The 20,252-nt window shown below is 70.6% G+C and carries 20 protein-coding genes; 10 read left to right on the forward strand and 10 right to left on the reverse strand.

Features of this window, described 5'->3' with window-relative positions; genetic code table 11:
• The first annotated feature begins 178 nt into the window (after positions 1 to 178).
• Both ilvD and DMO17_RS01025 read left to right on the forward strand, forming a co-directional pair.
• Positions 179 to 2,017 carry a dihydroxy-acid dehydratase gene (gene ilvD / locus DMO17_RS01020; protein ID WP_110680457.1) on the forward strand — a complete coding sequence of 613 codons (1,839 nt, stop codon included), beginning with the start codon at positions 179 to 181 and terminating at the stop codon, positions 2,015 to 2,017.
• A gap of 90 nt (positions 2,018 to 2,107) precedes the next feature.
• Complete coding sequence (locus DMO17_RS01025; protein ID WP_110680458.1) at positions 2,108 to 2,575, forward strand: metallophosphoesterase family protein; 468 nt, start codon at positions 2,108 to 2,110, stop codon at positions 2,573 to 2,575.
• Here DMO17_RS01025 and DMO17_RS01030 read toward each other — a convergent pair.
• The 3 genes from DMO17_RS01030 to DMO17_RS01040 form a co-directional block, all read right to left on the reverse strand.
• Positions 2,557 to 3,204, reverse strand: coding sequence for a YitT family protein (locus tag DMO17_RS01030; protein WP_110680459.1), 648 nt, complete (start codon positions 3,202 to 3,204; stop codon positions 2,557 to 2,559). The two genes, DMO17_RS01025 and DMO17_RS01030, sit on opposite strands and share 19 nt — an antisense overlap.
• Positions 3,205 to 3,290: 86 nt before the next feature.
• Positions 3,291 to 3,803 (reverse strand): dihydrofolate reductase, encoded by a 513-nt coding sequence (locus DMO17_RS01035; RefSeq protein ID WP_181418706.1) that lies wholly within the window; start codon positions 3,801 to 3,803, stop codon positions 3,291 to 3,293.
• A 28-nt stretch (positions 3,804 to 3,831) separates the two neighbouring features.
• On the reverse strand, positions 3,832 to 5,019 hold the full coding sequence (locus tag DMO17_RS01040) for a GGDEF domain-containing protein (RefSeq protein WP_181418707.1): 1,188 nt from the start codon (positions 5,017 to 5,019) through the stop codon (positions 3,832 to 3,834).
• Positions 5,020 to 5,145: 126 nt separating this feature from the next.
• Between DMO17_RS01040 and DMO17_RS01045 the strand changes: the two genes are divergently transcribed.
• Both DMO17_RS01045 and DMO17_RS01050 read left to right on the forward strand, forming a co-directional pair.
• A complete protein-coding gene (locus tag DMO17_RS01045; protein WP_375537996.1) occupies positions 5,146 to 6,537 on the forward strand; it encodes a DUF2868 domain-containing protein in 1,392 nt (463 codons plus the stop codon).
• Positions 6,538 to 6,657: 120 nt separating this feature from the next.
• Positions 6,658 to 8,028, forward strand: coding sequence for a DUF3482 domain-containing protein (locus DMO17_RS01050; protein WP_110680461.1), 1,371 nt, complete (start codon positions 6,658 to 6,660; stop codon positions 8,026 to 8,028).
• A gap of 6 nt (positions 8,029 to 8,034) precedes the next feature.
• On the opposite strand, the gene DMO17_RS01055 is transcribed toward DMO17_RS01050, so the two are convergent.
• The 3 genes from DMO17_RS01055 to DMO17_RS01065 all read right to left on the reverse strand — a co-directional run bounded on the left by DMO17_RS01055 (position 8,035) and on the right by DMO17_RS01065 (position 10,488).
• Positions 8,035 to 8,829: a thymidylate synthase gene (locus tag DMO17_RS01055; RefSeq protein WP_110680462.1), complete on the reverse strand. Its 795-nt coding sequence runs from the start codon at positions 8,827 to 8,829 to the stop codon at positions 8,035 to 8,037.
• A 74-nt stretch (positions 8,830 to 8,903) separates the two neighbouring features.
• Positions 8,904 to 9,695, reverse strand: coding sequence for a prolipoprotein diacylglyceryl transferase (gene lgt, locus DMO17_RS01060; RefSeq protein ID WP_110680463.1), 792 nt, complete (start codon positions 9,693 to 9,695; stop codon positions 8,904 to 8,906).
• Positions 9,696 to 9,705: 10 nt separating this feature from the next.
• The gene (locus tag DMO17_RS01065) at positions 9,706 to 10,488 is read right to left on the reverse strand and encodes a sulfite exporter TauE/SafE family protein (RefSeq protein WP_110680464.1); all 783 of its coding nucleotides are present in this window, start codon (positions 10,486 to 10,488) and stop codon (positions 9,706 to 9,708) included.
• A 103-nt stretch (positions 10,489 to 10,591) separates the two neighbouring features.
• Between DMO17_RS01065 and DMO17_RS01070 the strand changes: the two genes are divergently transcribed.
• The gene (locus DMO17_RS01070; protein WP_110680465.1) at positions 10,592 to 11,344 is read left to right on the forward strand and encodes an NRDE family protein; all 753 of its coding nucleotides are present in this window, start codon (positions 10,592 to 10,594) and stop codon (positions 11,342 to 11,344) included.
• Here the strand turns inward: DMO17_RS01070 and DMO17_RS01075 are convergent.
• Positions 11,341 to 11,913, reverse strand: a complete 573-nt coding sequence (locus DMO17_RS01075) for a DUF6436 domain-containing protein (protein ID WP_110680466.1) — start codon at positions 11,911 to 11,913, stop codon at positions 11,341 to 11,343. The genes DMO17_RS01070 and DMO17_RS01075 overlap by 4 nt on opposite strands.
• Before the next feature lie 111 nt (positions 11,914 to 12,024).
• Between DMO17_RS01075 and bipL the strand changes: the two genes are divergently transcribed.
• A complete protein-coding gene (gene bipL / locus DMO17_RS01080) occupies positions 12,025 to 12,963 on the forward strand; it encodes a phospholipase BipL (protein ID WP_110680763.1) in 939 nt (312 codons plus the stop codon).
• A 10-nt stretch (positions 12,964 to 12,973) separates the two neighbouring features.
• Here the strand turns inward: bipL and DMO17_RS01085 are convergent, their stop codons facing one another.
• Positions 12,974 to 13,741 (reverse strand): DUF2059 domain-containing protein, encoded by a 768-nt coding sequence (locus tag DMO17_RS01085; protein ID WP_110680467.1) that lies wholly within the window; start codon positions 13,739 to 13,741, stop codon positions 12,974 to 12,976.
• A gap of 63 nt (positions 13,742 to 13,804) precedes the next feature.
• On the opposite strand from DMO17_RS01085, the gene DMO17_RS01090 reads away from it, so the two are divergent.
• Genes DMO17_RS01090 through DMO17_RS01100 form a run of 3 tightly spaced genes read left to right on the forward strand, consistent with a single transcriptional unit; the run spans position 13,805 to position 15,419 of the window.
• Entirely contained in the window at positions 13,805 to 14,413 is a 609-nt protein-coding gene (locus tag DMO17_RS01090) for a 2OG-Fe(II) oxygenase (protein WP_110680468.1), read from the forward strand.
• Positions 14,414 to 14,434: 21 nt separating this feature from the next.
• A complete protein-coding gene (locus tag DMO17_RS01095; protein ID WP_110680764.1) occupies positions 14,435 to 14,932 on the forward strand; it encodes a 2-thiouracil desulfurase family protein in 498 nt (165 codons plus the stop codon).
• 52 nt (positions 14,933 to 14,984) lie between these two features.
• A complete protein-coding gene (locus DMO17_RS01100; protein ID WP_110680469.1) occupies positions 14,985 to 15,419 on the forward strand; it encodes a DUF4399 domain-containing protein in 435 nt (144 codons plus the stop codon).
• Here DMO17_RS01100 and DMO17_RS01105 read toward each other — a convergent pair.
• Positions 15,406 to 17,787 carry a penicillin acylase family protein gene (locus tag DMO17_RS01105; RefSeq protein WP_110680470.1) on the reverse strand — a complete coding sequence of 794 codons (2,382 nt, stop codon included), beginning with the start codon at positions 17,785 to 17,787 and terminating at the stop codon, positions 15,406 to 15,408. The genes DMO17_RS01100 and DMO17_RS01105 overlap by 14 nt on opposite strands.
• Positions 17,788 to 17,881: 94 nt before the next feature.
• Between DMO17_RS01105 and DMO17_RS01110 the strand changes: the two genes are divergently transcribed.
• Positions 17,882 to 18,901, forward strand: coding sequence for an AraC family transcriptional regulator (locus tag DMO17_RS01110; RefSeq protein ID WP_110680471.1), 1,020 nt, complete (start codon positions 17,882 to 17,884; stop codon positions 18,899 to 18,901).
• Positions 18,902 to 18,987: 86 nt separating this feature from the next.
• Here the strand turns inward: DMO17_RS01110 and serA are convergent, their stop codons facing one another.
• Positions 18,988 to 20,217, reverse strand: coding sequence for a phosphoglycerate dehydrogenase (gene serA, locus DMO17_RS01115; RefSeq protein WP_110680472.1), 1,230 nt, complete (start codon positions 20,215 to 20,217; stop codon positions 18,988 to 18,990).
• Positions 20,218 to 20,252: the final 35 nt, after the last annotated feature.

Consider the following 20,252-nt stretch of genomic DNA (forward strand, 5'->3'; position numbering starts at 1 on the left):
TAGAATCGGGCCATTCCTCGCCACCATCCCCCGGCGGGCCCGTGAGCCCGGGCCGAACGAACGGCGACCCCGTCTCGTCCTGCGGCCCCATCCGAACGCTCGGTCACCTGCCGTTTGCATCCGGTCCAGTCGACGCTCACCATACGAACATCACCTGATTAGCCGCAGGAACCGCGTCATGCCCGATTACCGCTCGAAAACCTCCACCCACGGCCGCAACATGGCCGGCGCCCGCGCCCTGTGGCGCGCCACCGGGATGAAGGACGAAGACTTCAAGAAACCGATCATCGCCATCGCCAACTCCTTCACCCAGTTCGTGCCCGGCCACGTGCACCTGAAGGACCTGGGCCAGCTGGTCGCCCGCGAGATCGAGAAAGCCGGCGGCGTGGCCAAGGAGTTCAACACCATCGCCGTCGACGACGGCATCGCCATGGGCCACGACGGCATGCTCTATTCCCTGCCGAGCCGCGAGATCATCGCCGACTCGGTGGAATACATGGTCAACGCCCACTGCGCCGACGCGATCGTCTGCATCTCCAACTGCGACAAGATCACCCCCGGCATGCTGATGGCCGCCCTGCGCCTGAACATCCCGGTGGTGTTCGTCTCCGGCGGGCCGATGGAAGCCGGCAAGACCAAGCTGGCCAACCACGGCCTGGACCTGGTCGACGCCATGGTGGTGGCCGCCGATGACTCTTGCTCCGACGAGAAGGTCGCCGAGTACGAGCGCAGCGCCTGCCCGACCTGCGGCAGCTGCTCCGGCATGTTCACCGCCAACTCGATGAACTGCCTGACCGAGGCCCTGGGCCTGTCGCTGCCGGGCAACGGTTCGACCCTGGCCACCCACAGCGATCGCGAGCAGCTGTTCCTGCGCGCCGGCCGCCTGATCGTCGAGCTGTGCCAGCGCTACTACGGCGAGGGCGACGAGTCGGTGCTGCCGCGCAACGTCGCCAGCTTCAAGGCGTTCGAGAACGCCATGACCCTGGACATCGCCATGGGCGGCTCGACCAACACCATCCTGCACCTGCTGGCCGCCGCCCAGGAGGCCGAGCTGGCCTTCGACCTGCGCGACATCGACCGGCTGTCGCGCAAGGTGCCGCAGCTGTGCAAGGTGGCGCCGAACATCCAGAAGTACCACATGGAAGACGTGCACCGCGCCGGCGGCATCTTCTCCATCCTCGGCGAGCTGGCCCGTGGCGGCCTGCTGCACACCGACGTGCCGACCGTGCACAGCCCGAGCATGGCCGACGCCATCGCCCAGTGGGACATCACCCAGACCCAGGACGAGAAGGTCCACACCTTCTTCAAGGCCGGCCCGGCCGGCATCCCGACCCAGGTCGCCTTCAGCCAGTCGACCCGCTGGGAGACCCTGGACGACGACCGCGAGAACGGCTGCATCCGCTCGGTCGAACACGCCTACTCGCAGGAAGGCGGCCTGGCCGTGCTGTACGGCAACATCGCCCTCGACGGCTGCGTGGTGAAGACCGCCGGCGTGGACGAGTCCATCCACGTGTTCGAAGGCACGGCGAAGATCTTCGAGAGCCAGGACAGCGCCGTGAAGGGTATCCTCGCCGACGAAGTGAAGGCTGGCGACATCGTGATCATCCGCTACGAAGGCCCGAAGGGCGGCCCGGGCATGCAGGAAATGCTCTACCCGACCAGCTACCTGAAGTCCAAGGGCCTGGGCAAGGTCTGCGCCCTGCTCACCGACGGCCGCTTCTCCGGCGGTACCTCGGGCCTGTCCATCGGCCACGCCTCGCCGGAAGCCGCCGCCGGCGGCGCCATCGGCCTGGTCAAGGACGGCGACAAGGTGCTGATCGACATCCCCAACCGCAGCATCAACCTGCTGGTGTCGGATGAAGAACTGGCCGCGCGCCGCGTCGAGCAGGACAAGAAGGGCTGGAAGCCGGTCGCCCCGCGTGCGCGCAAGGTGTCCACCGCACTGAAAGCCTACGCCCTGCTGGCCACCAGCGCCGACAAGGGCGCGGTGCGCGACAAGGCGCTGCTCGACCAGTAAGGCACGCAGCAACCCCCAGATAAGCCCGGCCCCGCGCCGGGCTTATGCTTTGTAGGGCGGGTGAAACACGCGGAGTTCTCGGAGCACAGCATGAAGATCGGCCTGATCAGCGACACCCACGGCCTGCTGCGCCCCGAGGCGCTGGCGGCGCTGGCCGGCTGCGACCATCTGCTGCATGCCGGCGATATCGGCCGACCGGAGATTCTCGACGCCCTGCGCCGGATCGCCCCGCTGACGGTGGTGCGCGGCAATAACGACGAGGGACTGGACTGGGCCAGGGAACTGCCCGAGCGGGTCGAACTGCAGCTGGGCGGCATCGACATCCACCTGGTGCACCAGGGCACTGATGTGCCGGCGCGCCTGCCCGAGTCCGTGCGCGTGGTGGTCAGCGGCCATTCGCACCGGCCTCTGATCGAGGAGCGCGACGGGCGCCTGTGGGTCAACCCCGGCAGCGCCGGCCCGCGGCGCTTCAAGCTACCGATCAGTGTCGCCCTGCTGCATATCGAGAACGGCGCCGTGCGTGCTGAGCTTGTGGCGCTTCAGCTGACCCCGACATAGCGGTCACTGCGGTGATTGAGCGCCAGCACCAGGTTGAGCATCACCGCCCCCAGCACCGACAGGGCCACCTTGTCCGGCGTCACCACGAAGATCGCGCCCAGCACGATGACGGCGTCTATGCCCATCTGCACCGCGCCGGCGCGCAGACCGAAACGCTCCTGGAGGAACAGCGCGAGGATGTTCACCCCACCCAGGCTGGCCTTGTGGCGGAACAGCATCAGCAGCCCCAGGCCCATGGCCGCGCCGCCGAACAGCGCCGCGTACAGCACGTTGAGGTGGGTGAAGGCCACCCAGCCCGGGGTCAGCTCGGCCAGCAGGGAGACCAGCAGCACGGCGCAGCCGGTGCGCAGGGTGAAGCCCCAGCCCAGGCGCCAGATGCCGAGCAGGTAGAACGGCAGGTTGACCAGGCAGAACACCAGGCCGAACGGCCAGCCGGCCAGGTACTTGGCGAGGAAGGCGATGCCCACGGTGCCGCCGGTGAGCAGTCCGGCATGGCCGTAGAAAGCGATGCCCAGGGCCACCAGGGCGGTGCCGAACAGCAGGGCCAGGGCATCCTCCCACAACGGGTGGCGGACGAAGAGGGCGGCGACCGTTTCCGTCTGCGCGGGCCCGGCGGTGTTGTCAGTCATGGGCAGAAACCTGGCGGAAGAAGGCGAAAGCATAGGACGTCACCGCCGAGCGCAGGCGACCTCGATCAATGCCCGTGCAGAAAAACCTAGCGGCGCTGCCAGGTCTCGAAACGATAGGCCGGGCTGCCCTCGGCGGCCGCGTGCTCCTCGCGCTCGGCGCACTGCCAGTCGCCCTCGACGAAGGCCGGGAACCAGGCATCGCCTTCCGGCTGCAGGGCCACGCGGGTCAGGTACAGGCGCTCGGCCAGGGCCAGGCCCTGCTCGTAGAGCTGGGCGCCGCCGATCAGCATCAGCTCGTCCACGCCCTGCTCGCGGGCCCAGGCATCGGCGCGGGCGATGGCTGCATCCAGGTCGGGGAACACCTCGGCGCCTTCCAGCGCCAGCCCGGCCTGGCGGCTGACCACCAGGTTGAGGCGGCCCGGCAGCGGCCGGCCGAGCGAGTCCCAGGTCTTGCGGCCCATGATGATCGGCTTGCCGAGGGTCTTGGCCTTGAAGTGCTTGAGGTCCGCCGGCAGGTGCCAGGGCAGTTGGTTGTCGCGGCCGATCACACGGTTGTCAGCGAGGGCGGCGATCAGGCAGAGGGGCAGAGTCGTTTTCATGGGCGCGAGGATACCGACTGGCGCCGGCTCAGGCCACCTGGCTACTGCCCGGGCGCTTGCCGACCACCCGGTTGCGCCCCTGCTCCTTGGCCAGGTACAGCGCCACATCGGCCAGGCGCAGGGCGTCGGCCAGGCTCTGGTGCGGCTGCGGCACCAACCAGGCGACACCCAGGCTGATGGTCACCACCGGCGCCACCTCGGACTTGGCGTGGGCCAGGCCGAGGCGCTGCACTTCCGCGCGCAGGCCTTCCAGCAGCGCCAGCACCTCGGCCTCCGCCACCCCGAACCAGAGGCCGACGAACTCCTCGCCGCCATAGCGCCCGGTGATGTCCAGCGGGCGCCGGGCCTGCTGGCCGATCACCCGGGCCACGGCACGCAGGGCCTCGTCACCGGCGCTGTGCCCGTAGTGGTCGTTGTAGCGCTTGAAGTAGTCCACATCCAGCATCGCCACGGCGATCGGCTGGCGCTCGCGCAGGGCCTGGCGCCAGCTGGCCTCGGCGCGCTCGCCGAAAGCGCGGCGGTTGAGCAGGCCGGTCAGCGAGTCGCGCTCGGCCAGGTCCTGCAGCAGGCCCTGGGCGAGGAAATTCTGGCGGGTGGCGTACTCGAGGAAATAGGCGCCCACCGAGCCGATCACGTTGGTGGTGGCGAGGAAGAACAGGTTGTACAGCAGCGCCTCGGCGGGCAGGCCGCTGGCCAGCTCCACCAGCAGGTAGCCGAGAAAGGTCAGCCAGCCGCACAGGGCGGCGGCGGCGAAGCGCAGGCCGGTGAGGAAGTAGAAGAACACCGTGACCAGGATGATGCCCTCGTAGGGCAGCGGATAGTCATGGGCCCGGGCGACCCAGATGATGGCGTCCACACCCAGGCCGCAGACCAGCGCGCAGACGCCGCCGATCAGCTGCAGATGGCCGTGCAGCGAGCGCCGGAAGGTGGCCAGCCAGGTCAGTACCAGCGTGGGTGCGATCAGGTACAGGCGGATGGCGAGGATCTTGTTGCGCACCGAGTCCGGCAGGCTGATCGAGTCGAGCACGGCGAAGGCGAGAAAGAGCAGGATGGCCACCAGCAGGGCACGGCGCATGCGCACCAGGAAAATCCCGAGGTGATAGCGCCCATAGGCACTCTCCAGCTCATCGTCGAAGCGCAGCAGGCGGAAGCCCTCGCGGTGCTGGCGCAGGTAGGGCGAGTCACGGTTGACCCAGTCCATGTGGGGCAGCTTCATGGCCGCGCTCCTCTCGTTGTTATGCCTGCAGCCTAGTCGCAGGCGCAGCGGCATCACAACCCGGGCTTCCCCCGGGGCGCAGCGCAGCGGTTATGCTTGGACCTCGACCCGCAAACGGAATGCCGCGTGACAGACAGTCCCCTGCCTCCCCGCTCGCGCCTGCAACGCCTCTGGCTGTGCGAGACCATCCGCCTGCGCGAGGAACATGCCGGCCCGCTGGAAGACACCGAGGCCAACCGCCTGGCGCGCCAGGCCGGCGGCGACCTGGCGGTGCGCATCGAGGCCCGCGCCCTGAGCCTCGCCGCGCGCGACGGCCAGACCGGCGCGCTGCGGCACTGGCTGCAGGGCGCGCGCCTGGCCCTGCTGGCGCTGGCCCTGCTGGCCCTGGCCGGCGGCGTCGGCCTGGCCTTCGCCGCCTTGGGCGACGGCAGCCCGGTCAACCTGTTCTGGGCCCTGGGCAGCCTGCTCGGCCTGCACCTCGTCACCCTGCTCGCCTGGCTGCTCGGCCTGCTGCTGGCCGGCGAACACCAGGCCGCCCTCGGCCGCCTGTGGTTGTGGCTCAGCGAGAAGCTGGCGCGCGACGCCGCGGCCGCCCAGCTCGGCCCGGCGCTGGTCCTGCTGCTGCAGCGCCGACGGCTCAACCGCTGGCTGCTCGGCGCACTGGTGCACGGCCTGTGGCTGCTGGCGCTGGGCGCCGCCCTGATGATGCTGCTCCTGCTGCTGAGCACCCGCCGCTATGGCTTCGTCTGGGAGACCACCCTGCTCTCGGCCGACACCTTCGTCGCACTCACCCACCTGCTCGGCGGCCTGCCCGCCCTGCTCGGCTTCCACCTGCCGGACGTGGAGACCATCCGCGCCAGCGGCGAGGCCGCGCTGGCCGACGAGGCCGCCCGCCATGCTTGGGCCGGCTGGCTGCTCGGCGTGCTGCTGGTGTTCGGCCTGCTGCCGCGCGCCCTGCTTCTGCTGCTGTGTCTGTGGCGCTGGCAGCGGGGCCAGGCCCGCCTGACGCTGGAGCTGAACGACCCCGCCTATCGCCTGCTGGCCGAGCGCCTGCAGCCGCCCGCCGAGCGCCTCGGGGTGATCGACGTGGCACCCGCCGCCCTGCCCGAGAGCCGCGCCGGCGCCAACCTGCAGGCCAGCGCCGGCGCCCTGCTGGTGGCAGTGGAGCTGGACGACCGCCGGCCCTGGCCGCCGCCGCTGCCCGCTGCGGTGGCCGATGCCGGCGTGCTGGACAGCCGCGAGCAGCGCCAGCACCTGCTCGACCAGCTCGGCCGCTTCCCGCCGGCGCGCCTGGCGGTGGCCGTCGACCCGCGCCGCTCGCCGGACCGCGGCACCCTGGCGCTGCTCGGCGAGCTGTCGCGCACGGCCGCCGCCACGCGCATCTGGCTGCTGCCGCCGGCGCCCGGCGAGGCGCTGGACAGCCAGCGCCTGGGCGACTGGCACGAGGCCCTGCAGCGTCTGGGCCTGGCTTTCTCCGACGCGGCGCCGCTGGCCTGGCTGGAGAGCGGCCATGACTGATTGCACCCTCTCCCCAGCCCTCGCCCATCAATGGCAGAGGGGGCAGTCCGTGCATTCTGTGACCAGCTGGAGTCAGCCCTCGCCCGCCGGCGGGAGATGGGCCGAGGAAGAGGGCCGCCGATGACCAGGCCGCTGAAACTCGCCGTGGTCGGCCACACCAATGTCGGCAAGACCTCGCTGCTGCGCACCCTGCTGCGCGACGTCGGCTTCGGCGAGGTCTCGCACCGCCCCAGCACCACCCGCCACGTCGAGGGCGCGCGCCTGTCGGTGGATGGCGAGGCACTGCTGGAGCTGTACGACACCCCCGGCCTGGAAGACGCCATCGCCCTGCTCGAACACCTGGAGCGCCTGGACAGGCCCGGTGAGCGGCTGGATGGCCCGGCGCGCATCGGCCGCTTCCTCGATGGCGCCGAGGCCCGCCAGCGTTTCGAGCAGGAGGCCAAGGTGCTGCGCCAGCTGCTGGCCAGCGACGCCGGCCTCTATGTGATCGACGCCCGCGAGCCGGTGCTGGCCAAGTACAAGGACGAGCTGGCGGTGCTGGCCGGTTGCGGCAAGCCGCTGCTGCCGGTGCTCAACTTCTCCCACGCCGCCAGCCAGCGCGAGGACGAGTGGCGCGAGGCGCTGGCCCGCCTGGGCCTGCACGCGCGGGTGGCGTTCGACACGGTGGCGCCGCCGCTGGACGGCGAACGGCGCCTGTACGAGAGCCTGGCCCTGCTGATCGAATCGGCGCGGCCGCAGCTGGAGCGCCTGATCGCCGAGCATGAGACCCAGGCCGAGGCTCGCCGCCAGGCCGGCGCACGGCTGATCGCCGAGCTGCTGCTGGACTGCGCCGCCGGCCGCCGCAGCGTGGCCGGCCAGGCGCCGATCGAGCGGGGCGAGATCGCCGCCCTGCACCAGGCGGTGCGCCAGCGCGAGCAGCAGTGCGTCGAGGCCCTGCTACGCCTGTACGCCTTCCGCGCGGACGACGCCCGCGCCGGCGAGCTGCCGCTGACGGACGGACGCTGGGGCGACGACCTGTTCAACCCCGAGACCCTGCGCCAGCTGGGGGTGAAGGTCGGCGGCGGGATGGCCGCCGGCGCCGCCACCGGTGTGGGCATCGACCTGCTGGTGGGCGGCATCACCCTCGGCGCCGCCGCGTTGCTCGGCGCACTGGCCGGCGGCGGCCTGCAGACCGCGCGCAACTATGGCGGGCGCCTGCTCGGCAAGTTCAGGGGGCAACGCGAACTGACGGTGGACGACCAGGTGCTGCGCCTGCTCGCCCTGCGCCAACGCCAGCTGCTGGCGGCGCTGGCGCAGCGCGGCCACGCGGCGACCACGGCGATCCGCCTGGACACGCCGCAGGACCAGGCCTGGCGCCAGGCGCCGCTGCCGCAGGCGCTGCACAAGGCCCGCGCCCACCCCGAGTGGTCCTCGCTCAACCCTGGCGCACGCCTGGAGCAGAGCGAGCGGCGCGCGCAGGTGGAAGCCCTGGCGGCCGAGCTGGGCGGCTAGACCGCGTTACACCGCCACCGGCGCGGGAATGTGCGGGTGGGCCTGGTAGTTGAGCAGCTCGAAGTCCTCGAAGCGGAAGGCAAACAGGTCCTTCACTGCGGGGTTGAGCTTCATGGTCGGCAGCGGCAGCGGCTCGCGGGTCAGCTGCAGGTCGGCCTGCTCGAGGTGGTTGGCGTACAGGTGGCAGTCACCGCCGGTCCAGACGAAATCGCCCGGTTCGAGGTCGCAGACCTGGGCGATCATCATGGTCAGCAGGGCGTAGCTGGCGATGTTGAACGGCACGCCGAGGAAGATGTCGGCCGAGCGCTGGTACAGCTGGCAGCTCAGGCGGCCCTCGGCGACGTAGAACTGGAACAGGGCGTGGCACGGCGGCAGGGCCATCTCATCCACCAGCGCCGGGTTCCAGGCCGAGACGATCAGGCGGCGCGAGTCCGGGTTCTTCCGGATCATCTCGATCAGCTTGCTGATCTGGTCGATCGACTCGCCGTTCGGCGCCGGCCAGCTGCGCCACTGGTAGCCGTACACCGGGCCGAGGTCGCCGTTGTCGTCGGCCCACTCGTCCCAGATGCGTACGCCGTTGTCCTTCAGGTACTTGATGTTGGTGTCGCCCTGGAGGAACCACAGCAGCTCGTGGATGATGGATTTCAGGTGGCACTTCTTGGTGGTCACCAGGGGGAAGCCGTCGGCCAGGTTGAAGCGCATCTGGTGGCCGAACACCGAGTAGGTGCCGGTGCCGGTACGGTCGCTCTTGAAGGTGCCGGTCTCGCGCACCAGGCGCATCAGGTCGAGGTACTGTTTCATCTCAGCTCCGCTGAAGGGTCACGGGCGCCGTGGCGCCCAGGCAAAACGCGAATTCTAACCAAGTCGGGCCGGTTTCAGGCCGCCGCCTGGCGGCGGTAGGCCCAGACCATCAGGCCGATGCCGCCGAGGATCATCGGCAGGCACAGCACCTGGCCCATGGTCAGCCAGTTCCACGCCAGGTAGCCGAGCTGGGCGTCCGGCACGCGGACGAACTCGACGATGAAGCGGAACACCCCGTAGCAGGCGGCGAACAGGCCGGACACTGCCATGGTCGGGCGCGGCTTGCGCGAGTACAGCCAGAGGATGAGGAACAGGGCCACGCCTTCCAGGGCGAACTGGTAGAGCTGCGAGGGATGGCGGGCCAGCTGCTGCGGGTCGGTGGGGAAGACCATGGCCCAGGGCAGGTCGGTGGCCTTGCCCCACAGCTCGGCGTTGATGAAGTTGCCGATCCGTCCGGCGCCCAGGCCGATCGGCACCAGGGGGGCGATGAAGTCCATCAGCTGGAAGAAGCTCTTGTCGTTGCGCCGGCCGAACAGCCAGGTGGCCAGCATCACGCCGATCAGGCCACCGTGGAAGGACATGCCGCCTTCCCACACCCGCAGGATCTTCAGCGGCTCGGCGACGTAGGCGGCCAGGTCGTAGAACAGCACGTAGCCCAGGCGACCGCCGAGGATCACGCCCATGGCCACCCAGAACACCAGGTCGGAGAGCTTCTCCTTGCTCCAGGCCGGGTCGAAGTCCTGCAGCCGGCGGCTGGCCAGCAGCCAGGCGCCACCGATGCCGACCAGATACATCAGGCCGTACCAGTGGATCTTGATGATGCCGAGATCCAGCGCCACCGGGTCTATCTGCGGGTAAGGCAGCATTCAAAACTCCTTAGATCAGGAAATTCACGCCCACGCAGAGCAGCAGCAGGGCGAACAGGCGCTTGAGCAGGCGTGGCGACAGCTTGTGCGCCAGGCGCGCGCCGAAGCGGGCGAAGAACATGCTGGTAATGGCGATACCGGCCATGGCCGGCAGGTAGACGAAACCGGCGCTCCACGGCGGCAGCTGCGGCTCGCCCCAACCGATCAGCATGAAACTCAGGGCACTGGCAGCGGCAATCGGCAGGCCGCAGGCGGCGGAAGTGGCCACCGCCTGCTGCATGGACACGCTGCGCCAGGTCAGGAACGGCACGGTCAGCGAGCCGCCGCCGATGCCGAAGATGGCCGAGGCCCAGCCGATCACCCCGCCGGCGGCGGTCAAACCGAGCTTGCCTGGGACCGCGCGACCGGCCTTGGGTTTCAGCTCCAGGCCCATCTGGATGGCGATGACGATGGCGAACACGCCGATGATCTGCTGCAGCAGCGGGCCGTTGATCGCCGCCGCCGTCAGCGAGCCGAGGCCGGCGCCGAGCAGGATGCCGAGGGTCATCCAGGCGAAGATCGGCCACAGCACCGCGCCCTTGCGCTGGTGCTCCAGCACCGAGTTGATCGAGGTGAAGACGATGGTGGCCAGCGAGGTGCCCACGGCCAGGTGGGTCAGCACGGCCGGGTCGATGCCCTGGGCAGTGAAGCTCAGCACCAGCACCGGCACTATGATGATGCCGCCGCCGACGCCGAACAGCCCGGCCAGCACGCCGGCCGCCGCGCCCAACAGCAGATAGAGCAGAAATTCCATGAGCCCCCCCGGATCAGGCGGGCATGGTAGCGGAGCCTCTCCGGGCATGGCCAGACGCGGCGATATTTCCGTAGAGTGGGGGCCCGAGTGCCGGAGTCGCATCATGTGCCTGATCGCTTTCGCCTGGCGCCCCGATCACCCGCTCCCGCTGGTGCTGGCGGCCAACCGTGACGAGTTCTACGAGCGTTCCAGCCTGCCGCTGGGCGAGTGGGCGGACGCCCCCGGGCTGTATGCCGGGCGCGACCTGCAGGCCGGCGGCACCTGGCTGGGAGTGAGCCGCGACGGCCGCTTCGCCGCCCTGACCAACATCCGCGACCCGCGCCAGGCCAAGGGGCCGCGCTCGCGTGGCGAATTGCCGGTGGAGTTCCTGCGCGGCGCGCTGGATGCCGAGGCCTTCCTCGCCGGGCTGCGCCCGCGCCTGGGCGATTACAGCGGCTTCAACCTGCTGCTCGGCGACCGTCGCCGGCTGTTCTTCTTCAACTCGGAAGAGGGCTGTGCGCGCCGCCTGGCGCCCGGCCTCTATGGTCTGTCCAACGCCCAGCTGGACACGCCCTGGCCCAAGGTCCTGCGCGCCACCGCCCATCTCGCCGGCAGCCTCGCCGACCCGCATCCACAGCGCCTGCTGGACTTGCTGCGCGACGAACGGCGCCCGCCGCGGGAGTTGCTGCCGGACACCGGTATCGGCCTGGACTGGGAGCTGCTGTTGTCGTCGATGTTCATCGTCGGGCCGGGCTATGGCACCTGCGCCAGCACTGCCCTACTGCTGGGCGCCGACGGTGGCGTGCAGCTGGTGGAGCGGCGCTTCGATAATCGCGGCGTGCCGGCCGGCGAGGTATCGATCCGCCTGCCGGGCTAACCCTGCTCGCGCCAGTCGCAGAAGCAGCCCACCGCCAGGTTGCTCTCGGCCCTGACCCTGCGCCCGGCCACCAGGGCCTCGAGGATCGGCTCGATGAAGCTGTTGCTCGAAGTGCACAGGGCGCCCTCGCTGTAGGGGCCGAAGTAGGCCAGGTCGCCCTGGGCATCCCAGATAGCCACCGCCGGGCTGGCCGGCAGGTCCGCGCTGCCGGGCAGTTCCTGCAGCGCCTGCAGGCCCTGCAGGTTGTCCGGCAGGCGCCCCTGGCTGCCGGCCTTCTGCACCGCGTAGAACTGCACACCGCGCGGCGCGTAGGCCTGCAGCAGCTCGCCAAGGTGCTGCTGGTTGCCGACATTGCACGGGCAGCCCGGGTCCCAGAAGTGCACCAGGCGGATCGACCCCGGCCCGGCCAGCTCGGCCGGCAGGCGCAGCTGGGCGCCGGAGAACAGTTCGGTGCGCGCCTCGAAGGGGCGGATGTAGCGGGCCTGGAACCACCAGAAGGCGGCCAGCATGGCGCCCAGCCAGAGGATGGCGACGAGGCTGGCGAGCAGGGTCTTGCGGCGGGGAGACATGGTCGGCGGGCACCTGGGAAAGGCCGCTAGCTTGCCACGCCGCGCCCGACAGCTGAATATCGGCCATCACCCCGGGAACCGCGAAAGCCCATGACCGCCCTGCCCCAGACCCTGCCCGAGCCCTTCCAGCCCGAGCGCCTGCGCGCCGCCCTGCGACCCTTGGTCGCGGCCGCCACGTTGCCTGCCGAGGCGCAGGCCTACCAGCGCTACTACGGCCTGGACCTGCCGCAGCACGGTGCGGTGCAGCGCCGCCTCGGGCGCTTCCACTGCGCCGGCCTGGAGCTGGTCGCCCAGCTGTGGCTGCCGCCGCAGCCGCAGGCGACCCTGATCCTGCTGCACGGCTACTACGACCACACGGGCCTGTATCGCCATGTGATCGACTGGGCGCTGGGGCTGAACCTCGCCGTGCTGACCTGCGACCTGCCGGGCCACGGCCTGTCCGCCGGCGCCCGCGCCAGCATCGACGACTTCGCCACCTACCAGCAGACCCTGCAGGCGCTGTTCGCCGAGGCCGCCAGCCTCGACCTGCCGCAACCCTGGCACCTGTGCGGGCAGAGCACCGGCGGCGCCATCCTGCTCGACTACCTGCTGCTCGGCGAGCCGCGCCCGGAGCCCGGCGCCACCATCCTCCTGGCGCCGCTGGTGCGCCCGCGCGCCTGGGGCCTGTCGAAGCTCAGCTACCACCTGCTCGGGCCGTTCAAGGCGGAGATTCCGCGGCGCTTCTCGGAGAACTCCACCGACGCCGAGTTCCTCGACTTCCTGCAGCACCGCGACCCGCTGCAGCCGCGCACCCTGCCCACCGCCTGGGTCGGCGCCCTGGCCCGATGGATACCGCGCATCGAGAAGGCGCCGCGCAGCCTGCAGCAGCCACTGGTGGTGCAGGGTGAGGACGACATGACGGTGGACTGGCGGCACAACCTGCAGGTGCTGCAGGACAAGTTCGACCGCCCGGAGATCCTGCGCCTGCCCGGCGCCCGCCACCACCTGGTGAACGAGCGCGAGGCGCTGCGCCGCCAGTACTTCGCCTTCCTCAGCGAGCGCCTGCGCTAGCTCGCCTGGCTCAGATGCCCTGCTGCGCCGGCTGCAGGTCGGCGGCACTCTCGCCCGCCGCCAGGCCGGCGCGCAGGGCGGCCAGCGCGGCCTGGTAGTAGGCCTTGCCGGCGGCGGACTGGGCGAAGCCGACGAACTCCTCCAGCTCCGGGTCGGACAGCTCGCGGTAGACGTGCAGCAGGGTGTTGTCGATGTCCGCCTCGATCTGCTGCTGCAGACGCTCGCGCTGGCTCTGCACCAGCATCTGCGCCTGCTCGCCACCGAACAGGCCGGGCACCATCGAGCTGAGGCTGTCGGCGGCGACCCCGGCCAGGGCCAGGCTGACCTCGGCACCGGCGGCGGTGGCCGGCAGGGCCTGGGCCAGGTGGCGGATCAGCAGGCGCCGGGTGGCATCGGCCTCCACCCGCGGCAGGCCGTTGGCATGGGCGATCAGCTGGTCGCGGGCGGTGGCGCGGGTCTCCGCGGCGACGATGCGCCGCCCCAGCGGCGACTCGAAGAACTGCACGGCCGGACGCGGGTCGGCCAGCTGCATGCGCAGCGCGGCCTGGGCGCGCTGCTCCATGGCCGCCGGCTCGAAGCGGCGGTTGCTGTTGTCCACCAGGGCCTGGTACACGGCCGGCGGCAGGCTGCCCTGGTAGCGCTGCTGGGCGGCCTTCAGCGCATCGGTGAAATGCGCGCGCTGCTGCGGCCAGCCGGCGCTCTGGTAGAGCCGGGCATGCTCGTCGGCGGCGAAGGCGAAGCTGCACAGCAGCATGAGGCAAGCAAAGAGGACACGCATCGGGGACTCCTGTCTGAGGCCGCTATTCTAGGGGCGCGCGGGCCAGGCTGGTAGAATCCCGGCATGCCCAACGAACAACTGCAGCGGCTTTTGCCGCAGATCATCGAGGACCTGGCCAGCCGCGGCTGGTCGCGGCAGGACGCTTTCCTGCCTGCCACTCTGACCCACGAACTGGCCGAGGAGTGCCGCAGGCGCGCCCGCGAAGGCGCGCTGAACCCGGCCGGCACCGGCCGCGGCCAGGGCCTGGCGGTGCGCGAAGGCGTGCGTGGCGACCATATCCAGTGGCTGGAGGCGGGCCAGGCCGAGGCCTGCGACCAGTACCTGGCGGCCATGGACGCGCTGCGCCAGGCGCTCAACCGCGCCTTCTTCCTCGGCCTGGAGGACTACGAGAGCCACTTCGCCCTGTATCCGCCCGGCGCCTTCTACCAGAAGCACCTGGACCGCTTCCGCGACGACGACCGGCGCACGCTGTCGGCGGTGTTCTACCTCAATGCCGACTGGCAACCCGAGCAGGGCGGCGCCCTGCGCCTCTACCCAGAGGGTGGCGGCGAACTGGACGTGCTGCCGACGGCCGGCACCCTGGTGCTGTTCATGTCCGCCGAGCTGCCCCACGAGGTGCTGCCGGCAAGCCGCGAACGCCTGTCGCTGACCGGCTGGTTCCGCCGCCGCTAACGTCCCCGGGAGGACTGCATGATGGAGAAACTGCTGGTCAGCCGCTGCCTGCTCGGCCACCGGGTGCGCTACGACGGCGGCGCCCACGGCCCCTATGACCTGCTGCAGCGCTGGCAGGACGAGGGCCGCATCGTGCCCCTGTGCCCGGAGGTGGCCGGCGGCCTGCCGACCCCGCGCGCGCCGGCGGAGATTCCGGGCGGCCAGGGCGGTCAGGTACTGGACGGCGCACGGCCGGTGCTGACCGATGACGGCGAGGACGTCACCGCCGCCTTCGTCGCCGGCGCCGGGATCGCCCTGCAGCTGGTGCGCCAGCATGGCCTGCGGGTCGCCGTGCTCAAGGCGCGCAGTCCGTCCTGCGGCAATACACAGAGCTACGACGGCAGCTTCAGCGGCACCCTGGTCGCCGGCGAGGGCGTCACCGCCGCCCTGCTCAGGCGCCATGGGGTGAAGGTGTTCAACGAGTCCGAGCTGACCGCGGCGGCCGCCGAGCTGGCGCACCTGGAGCGTGGCGGCGACTGAACCGCGCGCGCCTGCCGTGGTCGTTATCGAGTCACCTCAGCAGGAGCGCATCATGTCCCAGGCTTTTCGCACACTCGCCCTGGCCGGCTTGCTGGCCGGCCTGCCGCTGCTCGCCAGCGCCGAGATACCGCGCAGCCCGGCCCCGGAGGGGGCACGGGTGTACTTCATCGAACCGGCCGACGGCGCCACCGTGGCGCGGACCTTCAGCGTCAAGTTCGGCCTCGCCGGCATGGGCGTGGCACCGGCCGGGGTCGACCTGCCCGGCACCGGCCACCACCACCTGCTGGTGGACCTCGCCGAGGCGCCGGCGATGGATCAGCCGCTGCCCGCCAGCGAGCAGGTGCTGCATTTCGGCAAGGGCCAGACCGAGACCGAGCTGACCCTGCCACCGGGCACCCACAGCCTGCAGCTGCTGGTCGGCGACAAGAACCACGTGCCGCTGCAGCCGCCGGTGATCTCCGAGCGGATCACCGTCACCGTGCAGTAGCGGGCACCAGCAGCAGCTCGCTGCGCGTGTTCGCCGCCACGTCGGCCTCGGCCAGGCGCATCGGCACGTAGTCACCACGCATGTAGGCCTCGGCCTGGTCGGCGTAGTGCTCGTCGAAGAGCACCCCGCTCTGCCCCACCGGGTTGATGCCCAGGCTCCTGCCGGCGTCGGCCAGGTCGATCAGGCGCCGGGTCGAGGGGCCGTAGACCACGTCCCAGGGCGCCGGGCCGACCCGGTGCGAGAGGTTGTTGGGCGTCTCGTGGCCACCCGGCGCGGCGAAGGGGCCGACGTTGAACAGGCGATCCAGCGGCTTCTGCTGGCCCAGTGGATGACCGTGGGTCAGCTGGTGCGCCTTGCCCCAGAGCCAGGCCGAGCTGTCGTCGCCCAGCTGCTGGCGCAGGTGCTCCAGGGTGCCCCGCCAGGCATTCGCCACCACCTCGGCACGGCCCTCGCGGGCCTCGGTGGCGCGCACATCCCACCAGGGCGAATCGGCATCGGCGGCCAGGCGCGGCAGGGCGCTGTCGAGCACGCGGGTGTAGAGCAGGCTGGCGAAGAAGTCGTCGCCCAGCTCGTCGTGCAGGGCGCCACGGGCCAGTTCATAGAGGAACTGGTTGAACAGGCTGGCGGCCACCGAGTCGAGGCGGTGGTCGCCGTCCCAGGCGGCCAGCCGCTCGACCAGCTCGCGCTCGTCGGCATCGCGCGCGGCACCACGCAGGTACGCCAGCAGCGGGGCCAGCAGGCGCGGGCCGTAGCCGGTGCCGCTGTCCAGCTGCAGTGCCTGGCTGTTGGCCAGGTCCCACTTCACCGCCGGGTCGCGCAGGCGCTCGTCCAGGCGCCGGGCACGGTCGGCCAGGTTGTAGTAGCCGGGTACCTCCAGGGCGTTGCGCGGCTGGTGGTTGGCCGAGAGGATATAGCCGCGCGGCGGATTCTCCTCCTGCGGGTTGGCGGCGAAGGGGTGGAAGCCGGGCTTGTCGGCTTCGTCGCTGGCGCCGTCGAGGATGAAGCTCGGATTGACCCCGGCCGGGCGCTGCGGCAGCTTGGCCGCCGCCCACCAGCCGATGTCGCCGGCGGCGTTGGCCCACACCACGTTGAGGCCGGGGGCGTGGATCTTCGCCGCGGCGGCGCGGGCCTTGTCCAGGGTGTCGGCACGGCCCAGCTGGTAGAAGGCCTCGAGGATCGGGTTGTCGGTCTCCAGAAAGGCCCACCACAGGGCGATCGGCGTCTGCCCGGCGGCCGGTGCCAGCGCGTCGTTGACGATCGGCCCGTGCGGCGAGCGGCGCAGGCTCAGGCGCACGTCGGCGCCGCCCTTGACCCTGATCACCTCCTCGCTGCGCTGCAGCTCGACCCAGCGCCCCCGGTACCAGACCTGCTCGGGGTTGTCCGGGTTGAGCTTCTCGGCGATCAGGTCGAGGTCGTCGTTCTGGAACATGGTGATGCTCCAGGCGAAGTCGCGGTTGAAGCCCAGCGAGGCGGTCGGGTTGAGCGCCTGGAAGTGGCCATACAGGTCGAAGCCCGGGGCGCTCAGCTGCGCCTCGTACCACACCGCCGGCACGGCGAAGCGGATATGCGGGTCGCCGGCCAGCAGCGGCTTGCCGCTGGCGGTGCGGCTGCCGGCCACGGCCCAGGCGTTGCTGCCCTCGAACTGTGGCAGGCCGGCCTGGCGAAACGCCTCGTGGCTGACCCGGGCCAGTGCGCCGAGGTCCTGCCAGTCGCCGGCGGCCAGCGCCGGGGCGATCACTCCCTGCGGCTGCCAGTCGAGGTCGAATATCCTGAGGTACTCGGCGCCCAGCTGGTCGCGCACCCGGGTCAGCACCGGCTCGGTGCGGAACGCGGCGGCGAAGCTGTAGGCCATGTAGCCGGCCACGGCCAGGGTGTCCTCGACGCGGAAGTCGCGCGAGGGGATGCCCAGCAGGTCGAACTCCAGCGGCCGCGGATGGCTGGCCTGGTACTGGTTGATGCCGTCCAGGTAGGCCTCCAGGGCCTGCCAGGCCGGACCACTGCGCTCGGCCCGATGCACGTACTGGCGCGCATGCTCGGCCAGGCGCAGGGTACGGAACAGGCGGTCGCTGGGCAGCAGCTTGTCACCCAGCACCTCGGCCAGCTCGCCGTTGGCCAGGCGGCGCAGCATCTCCATCTGGAACAGGCGGTCCTGTGCCTGCACATAGCCGAGGGCGCGGTACAGGTCGGCCTCGTTCTGCGCGCGGATGTGCGGCACGCCACGCTCGTCGTAGCGCACCGAGACCGGGGCGGCGAGGCCGGCGAGGGCCAGCTGGCCGTCGCGTTGCGGCTGCTTGCCGGCCAGGTACCAGGCGCCGGCGCCAGTGAGGGTGGCGAGCGCCACGGCGAGCAGGGTGAGGCTGCGTTTCATCGGGGAGTTCCTTGTCGTTATGGCGTCGATTGTGCGCAGCCGAGGCGGCCGTCGCATTGACCGAAAAACCGCCAGCGGCAAATATCTGGTCACCATGACCTCATCCGCCGACCTGCCGCTGACCCACTCCGCCACCCTGCGCCTGCTGCTGTACGAGGCGCTGGATGCGCTCGGCTTCGAGCCGGGGGAGATCTACCGGCGCGCCTTCCGCGACATCCCGCTGGGCCCGCCGAGCAGCGCGGCGCGCGAGCCCCACGACCTGGCGCCGCCGTTCTGGCAGGCGCTGCCGCGGCTGACCGGCGACCCCGACATCGGCCTGCATCTGGGCGAGCGCATGCAGCCACGGCCGCTGGATGTGGTCAGTTACCTGCAGCTGGCCAGCCGCGACCTGCGCGAGGCGCTGCAGGTGTTCGTGCGCTACCAGCACATCATTTCCGGCGGTTTCGCCGCGGCGCTGCAGGTGCAGGGCGAGCGCGCGCGGCTGATCATCGACCTCAACTACCTGGGGCACGGCTCGCTGCGCCAGCAGATGGAGTGCCTGGCGGTGCTGTTCGGCAAGCACCTGGCGCAGCTGTGCGGCCAGCCGGTGCCACTGCTCGGCCTGAGCCTGCGCCACAGCGCGCCGCGGCGGCTGCACGAGCATCGCCGGCTGTTCGGCCTGACCCCGTGCTTCGACGCCGAGCACGATGCCCTGGAGTTCCCGGCGGCGCTCCTCGACAGGCCGTCGCGCAATGCCGCACCGGCGATCTTCGCCGTGCTGCGCCGGCACGCCGACGAGCAGCTGACCGAGCTGGCCGGCAACTCGCTGGTCAACCGGGTGCGCTACTGGCAGGCCGGCCAGCTGGGCAGCGGACGCTGCGATCTGGCCGCTTGCGCACAGGCGCTGGGCAGCACGCCGGCGGCCCTGCAGCGCGGCCTGCTGGCGCGTGGCACGGGCTTTCGCCCGCTGCTCGAGGAGTTGCGCCGGCAGCGTTCGCTGACCCTGCTGGGCGAGGGCCGCGGCATCCGCGAGGTGGCCAGGGCCTGCGGCTTCGCCGAGCTGTCGCCCTTCTACCGCGCGTTCCGTCGCTGGTGGGGCTGCACCCCGGCACAGTGGCAGGCGCGCCGGGGCTGAAACGCAAAAGGGAGGCCGAGGCCTCCCTTTCGATTCATCCCCAAACAGCGCTACAGCGTGTCGCGCAGTAGCGCTGCGGGCTGTTTTTAGAACAGCACGCGGCTGCGGATGGTGCCGGTGACGTGCTGCAGCTTCTCCAGCGCCAGGTCGGAGTACTCGGCGTCGACGTCGATCACCACGTAGCCGACCTTGTCGTTGGTCTGCAGGAACTGGCCGGAGATGTTGATGCCGTTGTCGGCGAACACCTTGTTGATCTCGCTCATCACGCCCGGCACGTTCTGGTGGATGTGCAGCAGGCGGTGCTTGCCCGGGTGCGCCGGCAGGGCGACTTCCGGGAAGTTCACGGAGGACACCGAAGTACCGTTGTCACTGTACTTGACCAGCTTCTCGGCCACTTCCAGGCCGATGTTGGCCTGCGCCTCGGCGGTGGAGCCGCCGATGTGCGGGGTCAGGATCACGCGATCCAGGCCGCGCAGCGGGCTCTCGAACTCTTCGTCGTTGGACTTGGGCTCGACCGGGAACACGTCGATGGCGGCGCCGATCAGATGCTCGTCCTTGATCGCCTGGGCCAGGTGGTCCAGCTCGACCACGGTGCCGCGGGCGGCGTTGATCAGGATGCCGCCCTTCTTCATGGCACGGATTTCCTTCTCGCCGATCATCCACTGGGTGGACGGCAGCTCCGGCACGTGCAGCGACACGATGTCGCACAGGCCCAGCAGCTCGTGCAGGTTGCCGATCTGGGTGGCGTTGCCCAGCGGCAGCTTGGTCACGGTGTCGTAGAAGAACACCTGCATGCCCAGGGCCTCGGCCAGCACCGAGAGCTGGGTGCCGATCGAGCCGTAGCCGACGATGCCGAGCTTCTTGCCGCGGATCTCGAAGGAGTTGGCCGCCGACTTGATCCAGCCGCCGCGGTGGCAGGAGGCGTTCTTCTCGGGGATGCCGCGCAGCAGCAGGATGGCCTCGGCCAGCACCAGCTCGGCCACCGAGCGGGTGTTGGAATAGGGCGCGTTGAACACGGCGATGCCGCGCTCGCGGGCGGCGTCCAGGTCGACCTGGTTGGTACCGATGCAGAAGCAGCCGACGGCGACCAGCTTCTTGGCGCAGTCGAAGACCTCGGCGGTCAGCTGGGTGCGCGAGCGGATGCCGACGAAGTGGGCATCGGCGATCTTCTCTTTCAGCTCGTCGCCGGACAGCGCGCCCTTGAGGTACTCGATGTTGGTGTAGCCAGCGGCCTTCAGGGTGTCGACGGCGTTCTGGTGCACGCCTTCCAGCAGAAGGAACTTGATCTTGCTCTTGTCGAGAGAGGTCTTGCTCATCGGAGTACCTGTGGTCCCACAAAAAGTGTCAGGAA

It is taken from the genome of Aquipseudomonas alcaligenes (genome assembly GCF_003205495.1).
In the GTDB taxonomy this organism is placed as follows: Bacteria; Pseudomonadota; Gammaproteobacteria; order Pseudomonadales; family Pseudomonadaceae; genus Aquipseudomonas; species Aquipseudomonas alcaligenes_B.